The 6,751-nt window shown below is 47.0% G+C and carries 7 protein-coding genes; 1 reads left to right on the plus strand and 6 read right to left on the minus strand.

From position 1 onward, the window contains the following. Positions 1-33: 33 nt before the first annotated feature. Genes rlmH through leuS form a run of 6 tightly spaced genes read right to left on the minus strand, consistent with a single transcriptional unit; the run spans position 34 to position 5,650 of the window. Complete coding sequence (gene rlmH / locus NH399_RS24130) at positions 34-504, minus strand: 23S rRNA (pseudouridine(1915)-N(3))-methyltransferase RlmH (protein ID WP_253043909.1); 471 nt, start codon at positions 502-504, stop codon at positions 34-36. Continuing rightward, complete coding sequence (rsfS, locus tag NH399_RS24135; protein WP_253043911.1) at positions 501-833, minus strand: ribosome silencing factor; 333 nt, start codon at positions 831-833, stop codon at positions 501-503. The genes rlmH and rsfS overlap by 4 nt, the downstream gene beginning before the upstream one ends. A gap of 60 nt (positions 834-893) precedes the next feature. Then, positions 894-1,556: a nicotinate-nucleotide adenylyltransferase gene (gene nadD / locus NH399_RS24140; RefSeq protein WP_253043912.1), complete on the minus strand. Its 663-nt coding sequence runs from the start codon at positions 1,554-1,556 to the stop codon at positions 894-896. Continuing rightward, positions 1,538-2,557, minus strand: a complete 1,020-nt coding sequence (gene holA, locus NH399_RS24145; protein ID WP_253043914.1) for a DNA polymerase III subunit delta — start codon at positions 2,555-2,557, stop codon at positions 1,538-1,540. Before holA ends, nadD begins: the two co-directional genes overlap by 19 nt. Further along, entirely contained in the window at positions 2,547-3,065 is a 519-nt protein-coding gene (gene lptE, locus NH399_RS24150; protein WP_253043916.1) for an LPS assembly lipoprotein LptE, read from the minus strand. The genes holA and lptE overlap by 11 nt, the downstream gene beginning before the upstream one ends. Before the next feature lie 2 nt (positions 3,066-3,067). Then, positions 3,068-5,650 (minus strand): leucine--tRNA ligase, encoded by a 2,583-nt coding sequence (gene leuS, locus NH399_RS24155; RefSeq protein ID WP_253043918.1) that lies wholly within the window; start codon positions 5,648-5,650, stop codon positions 3,068-3,070. Between the two features lie 309 nt (positions 5,651-5,959). Between leuS and NH399_RS24160 the strand changes: the two genes are divergently transcribed. Continuing rightward, positions 5,960-6,640 carry a YdcF family protein gene (locus NH399_RS24160; protein WP_253043919.1) on the plus strand — a complete coding sequence of 227 codons (681 nt, stop codon included), beginning with the start codon at positions 5,960-5,962 and terminating at the stop codon, positions 6,638-6,640. Positions 6,641-6,751 lie beyond the last annotated feature (111 nt).

Raw genomic sequence — 6,751 nt, forward strand, 5'->3', positions numbered from 1 at the left:
CTAAGCAGATAGGAGTGCATTAATATTGCACCATTATTCGCGATGATAAGGATGGTTAACGGTCAGAGTCCAGGCCCGATAAAGAGCCTCGGCCACGACAACTCGAACAAGTGGATGGGGCAGTGTCAGAGCCGACAATGACCATTTTTCGTCGGCCATTTGCAGACAATCTTGCGTCATCCCCTCAGGGCCACCGACCAGTAAAGAAACATTACTGCCTAATTGCTGCCATTGCGTCAACTTTTGAGAAAGCTCCTGAGTCGACCAATGTTTGCCTTTAACATCCAGTGCAACCACTCGGTCACTTGAGTGAATAGCGGCTTTCATTTGTTGAGCTTCTTTGGCCATAATCCTGGGAATGTCTGCTTGCTTCCCTCTTTTGGCAGCAGCAATCTCAACAAGTTCCAATCGACATTCTCTGGGCATGCGACGGGCGAATTCTTGATAACCAGTTTCCACCCAGGCAGGCATTTTATGGCCGACAGCAATCAGTTTAATGATCATGAAGGAGTGTCAGCCATCCATAACTTTTCAATTTGGTAATAATCTCGAGCATTGGCTTGCATAACGTGAACGATCACGTCACCACAATCAACCAGAACCCACTCTGAGTTGCTGTCTCCTTCAACGCCAAGCGGTTTGGCACCCAACTCTTTCAACTTCACCACCAATGACTCTGCAATTGATTTCACATGGCGATTAGAAGTACCAGAGCACACAAACATATAGTCAGTGATACTGGTTTTTGCACGCACATCAATCATTGTTAAGTCACGTGCTTTTAAATCTTCAAGTTGATCAACAATATGTTGTCTTAAAGTGTCACTATCCATTCATTTACCTTGTTAATATTGATGGCAAAGCCACGGCCTTACCTGAAAAATGTGAGCGACTCACTCCTGATAGAGTCGTTGCTCTTCTATATATTTTATTACAGACTGGGGAAGTAAAAAACGAATCGATTGATTTTGTTTTAATAATGTTCGTATTTGAGTCGCAGAAATATCCAAAAGAGGACATTGTTGCCAGCCAATCTGACCATTGGCGTTCACAGCCAACTCACTTAGCGTTTCACACCAGTTAAAATCTTGCGCCAATACTTCGGGCATTGCTTCACGCTCAGTACCTGGCCGCGCCACAATCAAAACACTGGCCGACTGAGCAATCTCTTGCCATCGATGCCAGCGATGTAAATGAGCGGCTGCGTCACTCCCCATAATCCACAGTATAGGTCGCAACGGGTACTCAGCCCTTAACTCCTGCATAGTCAGAATGCTATAGGATGGCCCACTACGCCGTAGCTCACGGTCATCAATTTGCACCCTATCAACGCCTTCTACCGCCAGCTTGAGCATCGCCAAACGCTGCTGCGAACTGGCACCAGGAGAATCTCGGTGTGGCGGCTCAGCACTGGGGACCAAAAGAATGTCAGCATCAGGCAATAAATTTTTAAGGTTTTCAACCAGACGCAAATGACCAAAATGGATAGGATCAAAAGTCCCTCCAAAGATCAGCAGCGGCTTTTGAGCAACGATGCTCACGATATCTTGCGCCAAAGCGGGGTTCCCCCCATCAATAGCAAACAAGTCATGAGTTCATCCCAAACATTACCGACCGCCTGGCCTTTAGCCACTTTATCTAAATGCGCACAACGCACAACAATCCGGTTCCAGGCTGCAGGTGGTACACGCTGTAGCGCAGTAGACAACAATCGGCTACGAGTACGCCAGACACGAAACTGATTCATCACCTCGTTAACAGATATTCCGCTGGCCATTGCTTGTGACATAGAAGCCAGTTGCCGGCACTCTCGATAGACCGCAGAGACCAAAATAACTGAAGCTACACCTTCATCTTGTAACTGCCGTAAAATCCGGCCAGCTTTTTCATGATTACCGGATAGCGCCGTATCAATCAGCTCAAAAGTAGAATAACGAGCATTGTTGGCAACGGCGGCCAGTACTTCATCAGTATTAATGTTCTGATCGTCATACAACAGCTGCAACTTATCCAGATCCTGCTTTGCGGCTAACAAGTTGCCTTCGCTACGAGAAGCGAGCAGTTGAGCCGCTTCGCTACCTAAACGAAGCTGCATTTGTTGTGCTCGTTGTTGAATCCAGCTTGCCAGCTGATAACCTGCGACAGGCCAAATTTGCACCACCAAACCATTCGCATCAATGGCTTTTACCCAGGACTTACCTAGCTGGCGTTTATCCATCTTGGGACAGGTAATCAACCAGTAGGTATCTTCGTCGGGGTTCGCCAATAATTCAGCCAGTTTGTCTTGCTGACCTTTATCTGGCAGCTTATCAAATCGCAACTCAATCAGCTTTTTTTCTGCGAACAGAGAAAAATTATCGGCAGCCACATTCAACGAAGCGAAATCAAAACCTCGACCCACGTCATATAACTGGCGCTCAGAGACACCCGCCTGACGAACCTGTTTGCGGATCAAGTCCTGCGCTTCCATTGCCAGCAGAGGCTCGTCACCCGTCACTAAAAAATGATGATGAGCATTTGTTAGTGCTGTCGCCAGCTGTTCTGCTTTAATGGGCAACGCTTAACTCCTGCAAGCTTTTGGCATGAGTCAATTGGCGAATGATTTGCTCGCTCAAATCCTGTCGCATATCACGAATTAGCGATTGTTCTTGTTCGTTACTCGCCAGTAACTGCGTACTGTCATACACATACTCACGAGACGCAGAAAGATTCAGGTTTACAGGGTCTGTTAATGGAACTTTGAATATTCGCGCCTTGATCATCAAGGTCAATTCATACTCACCAACACGCCCTGTTTCCGTTCGCAACAACGCGCGACGCTTCAGCTGTTGCTCATCGATATGCAGCTGAAAACGGGCAGATTCATCGGCTTTAATCACAGCACCCGAGCGCTCCAGGCGCGCTCGTAGCAAACGCTCTAGTGGACCAAAGCGATTTTCGGCAATCACATCAATGATCATACCCGACAAGGGTTGAGCATTAGTGTGCCCTTTTAAATGAAAACCACAGGCCGTTAATGTGAGTCCGATAATTAACAGCCCAATTATTCGCGCCTGCTTCATCATATTTAACCTACTACAATATTGACCAGCTTACCTGGCACTACAATCACTTTACGTACCGTTTTGCCTTCGGTAAAACGTGTAACGTTTTCGTCTTGAAGTGCTTGCGCTTCGATGTCATCTTTCGACATGCTGGCAGGCACTTGAATACGAGCGCGCAACTTACCATTGACCTGCACAACCAAAGCAATTTCGTCCAGCTCTAGCGCAGACTCATCATACGTAGGCCACTGCGCATCAATCACAGCTTCGTCATGACCTAACTGCTTCCACAAGTCGTGGCAAATATGAGGCGTGATAGGTGACAACAATAATGTTGATGCTTCTAGCGCTTCACGTACAACCGCTCTATCTTGCTCAGAAGCGGCTGGAGCTTTAGCAATAGCGTTGGTCAACTCCATAACAGCAGCAATGGCTGTATTGAAATGATAACGACGGCCATAGTCGTCGGTAACCTTTTTAATCGTTTCATGAGTCTTACGTCGAAGTGATTTATGGTCATTGTTCAATTGTGCAACATCTAGCTCTGCAACAGCACCTGACTGAATGTGCTCGTATGTCATTTTCCACAGACGACGTAAGAATTTAAACGCTCCCTGAACACCATCATCACGCCACTCCAATGATTGCTCGGGTGGCGCTGCAAACATGGTATAAAGTCTTGCAGTATCGGCACCAAACTCGTCGATCAGCGCCTGTGGATCAATGCCGTTATTTTTCGACTTGGACATTTTTTCCATGCCACCAATCACCACATCTTGCTGAGTGGCTTTGTCGGTCGCGCGGATCACTTTACCTTTGTCGTCTTTTTCGGTATCGATTTCAGTAGGTGCAAAGTATGTTTTCTTTCCATCGCTGCTTTCCTGGAAGAAAGTTTCAGCCAGTACCATACCTTGAGTTAACAATCGCTTGGCAGGCTCATCACTATTTACCAGTCCTGCATCACGCATCAATTTGTGGAAGAAACGGAAGTACAACAAGTGCATGGTTGCATGCTCAATACCACCAATATACTGATCAACAGGTAGCCAATAGTTCGCTTCTTCTGGATCCAGCATGCCTTCATCGTAACGGGGCGAGCAATAGCGAGCGTAATACCAGCTAGATTCCATAAAGGTATCAAATGTATCGGTATCACGAACACCTGACTCACCATTAACAGAAACCTGCTCAAAGTCTGGGTTGTTTTTAAGCGGAGAATTCACTCCATCCATAGTGACTTCGGTAGGCAACTCGACAGGAAATTCTGTGGCAGGCACTTGTTCACCATCTTTCAGGTGAACCATAGGAATGGGAGCTCCCCAGTAACGCTGACGTGAGACACCCCAATCGCGTAAACGATAGTTCACACGTTTCTTACCTGACTCTCGCTCTTCTAACCAGGCCGCTATCGCGTCAAAAGCCTGTTGCGAAGTTAAGCCATCAAATTCGCCCGAATTAATCAGTTTGCCTTTCTCGGTAAAGGCTTCTTTGGTCAGATCACATTCGATATCAGATTGAGCGGGTTCAATCACTTGTTGGATATCAATGCCATAACGGGTCGCGAATTCCCAGTCGCGCTGATCATGACCAGGAACCGCCATAACGGCTCCGTGTCCATAATCCATTAAGACAAAGTTAGCGACCCAGACAGGTACTTCTTTGCCAGAAATAGGATGTATCGCACTGTAGCCAGTCGCTACCCCTCTTTTATCCATCGTCGCCATATCAGCTTCTGATGTGGTGGTTTGCTTGCATTCTTCAATAAATGCTGCCAGCTCAGGGTTGTTTTCGGCAGCACTGGCCGCCAATGGGTGTTGTGCCGCGACAGCAACATAAGAAACACCCATCACGGTATCGGGTCGAGTGGTATAAATTTCGATCACTTCGTCTCGATCTTTAACCTTGAAGGACATCTCAACACCTTCAGAGCGGCCAATCCAGTTGCGCTGCATGGTTTTAACGCTATCAGGCCAGCCTTCCAGCTTATCGATGTCTTGTAGCAACTCTTCTGCATATTCGGTGATCTTGATAAACCACTGTGAAATTTCTTTGCGTTCAACGGTAGTAGAGCAGCGCCAGCACTTGCCTTCATGCACCTGCTCGTTGGCCAATACGGTCTGATCGTTAGGGCACCAGTTTACGGCTGACTTTTTCTTATAAGCCAAACCTTTATCGACCAGTTTGGCAAAGAACCATTGCTCCCAGCGATAATATTCAGGCTCACAGGTTGCCAATTCACGGTCCCAATCATAAGCAAAACCCAGCTGCTTAAGCTGACCTTTCATGTAGGCAATGTTTTCGATAGTCCACTTAGCAGGAGCCACCTGATGCTTGATCGCCGCATTTTCGGCGGGCAAACCAAACGCATCCCACCCCATAGGCTGCATGACGTTTTTACCCTGCATACGCTGGAAGCGCGATATCACATCACCAATGGTGTAGTTTCTGACGTGTCCCATGTGGAGCCGCCCGCTAGGGTAGGGGAACATAGAGAGGCAATAAAACTTCTCTTTACTGGCATCTTTAACCGCTTTAAAGACTTTATTTTCAGCCCAGAAAGACTGAACGCTTTGCTCTGTTTCTTGCGGATTATACTGTTCCTGCATGGCGACTTACCCAAAACCTCGTTACACGTTAAAATAGTTAATGATTGTGCCCAAAGGGACTAGCGTACTAGACTGACACAAATAGAGCGCAATCATACCGCAGCAACCCAGCCTGCAACAACCGTTCAACCATCAGCTTGTGAAAATCTATCGAAAAGATAGGACAATAATAATGAATACCTCACCAGGAAGATGATAATGAGTTTAGATCCCATAACAACCTACGCGATAAAGGCTATTCTCCTTCCCCCAGGAGGCAATCTGCTGATGGCCCTTACCGCATGGATATTCTGGAGACGTTTTCACTTAATGAGCATTTTAATTCTAGCCCTTAGCATTGGCAGCTTTTTCACCCTGAGTATTCCAACGGTTGCCTCAGCGCTACTACGCTCACTCGAGCACTATCCCGCATTATCAGACAATGACCTGCAAGAGATGATGGCACAAGATCCTGCCACTCAACCTCAAGCGATTGTCATACTGGGCGGTGGCCGACTCACCAAAGCGCCAGAGTTTGGCAATCTGGATACAGTCAATGGAACCACTCTGCAAAGGCTCCGTTACGGTGCTTATCTGCATAAACAGACCCAGTTGCCTATTCTTGTCAGTGGTGGCCAGGTGTTTGGTGCCGCAACCCCAGAAGCCGTCTTGATGAACTCTTCTCTGAGTGAAGAGCTGGCTAGCCCGGCACACTGGCTTGAGCCTAAGAGTAAAAATACCGCCGAAAACGCCGCTTTCTCGGCCGTTTTATTAAAAGAACAGAAAATAGAAAGAATTTTGCTGGTGACTCACGCCTGGCACATGCCAAGGGCTTATGGCGCTTTCAATCATGAAGGTCTTAAAATAACGCCTGCCCCGACAGTATTTGAAGCACCAGAGCATGTGGAGAGAAATATCAATCACTTTCTGCCTTCTGCTCACGCTCTCTCGAAAAGCCAGTTTGCTTTGCACGAATATCTAGGGCAATTCTGGTACTGGCTAAAGCGCTGAAGATGATTTTGATAGGATGCAGCAGCAACCCTTATAAAAAGAGGGTTGCTGAATAGAGTTAGAACCAAATTAGCTCACTAATCTTAAAGTGAAAGGATAACGATATCGTAT

Source organism: Pleionea sp. CnH1-48 (genome assembly GCF_024124665.1).
Taxonomy (GTDB): domain Bacteria; phylum Pseudomonadota; class Gammaproteobacteria; order Enterobacterales; family Kangiellaceae; genus JAMXSB01.

Coding starts and splice junctions, on each gene's coding strand:
- NH399_RS24160 (WP_253043919.1), top strand. CDS start 5,960: ATGAGCATTTTAATTCTAGCCCTTAGCATTGGCAGCTTTTTCACCCTG.
- rsfS (WP_253043911.1), bottom strand. CDS start 833: ATGGATAGTGACACTTTAAGACAACATATTGTTGATCAACTTGAAGAT.
- leuS (WP_253043918.1), bottom strand. CDS start 5,650: ATGCAGGAACAGTATAATCCGCAAGAAACAGAGCAAAGCGTTCAGTCT.
- rlmH (WP_253043909.1), bottom strand. CDS start 504: ATGATCATTAAACTGATTGCTGTCGGCCATAAAATGCCTGCCTGGGTG.
- lptE (WP_253043916.1), bottom strand. CDS start 3,065: ATGATGAAGCAGGCGCGAATAATTGGGCTGTTAATTATCGGACTCACA.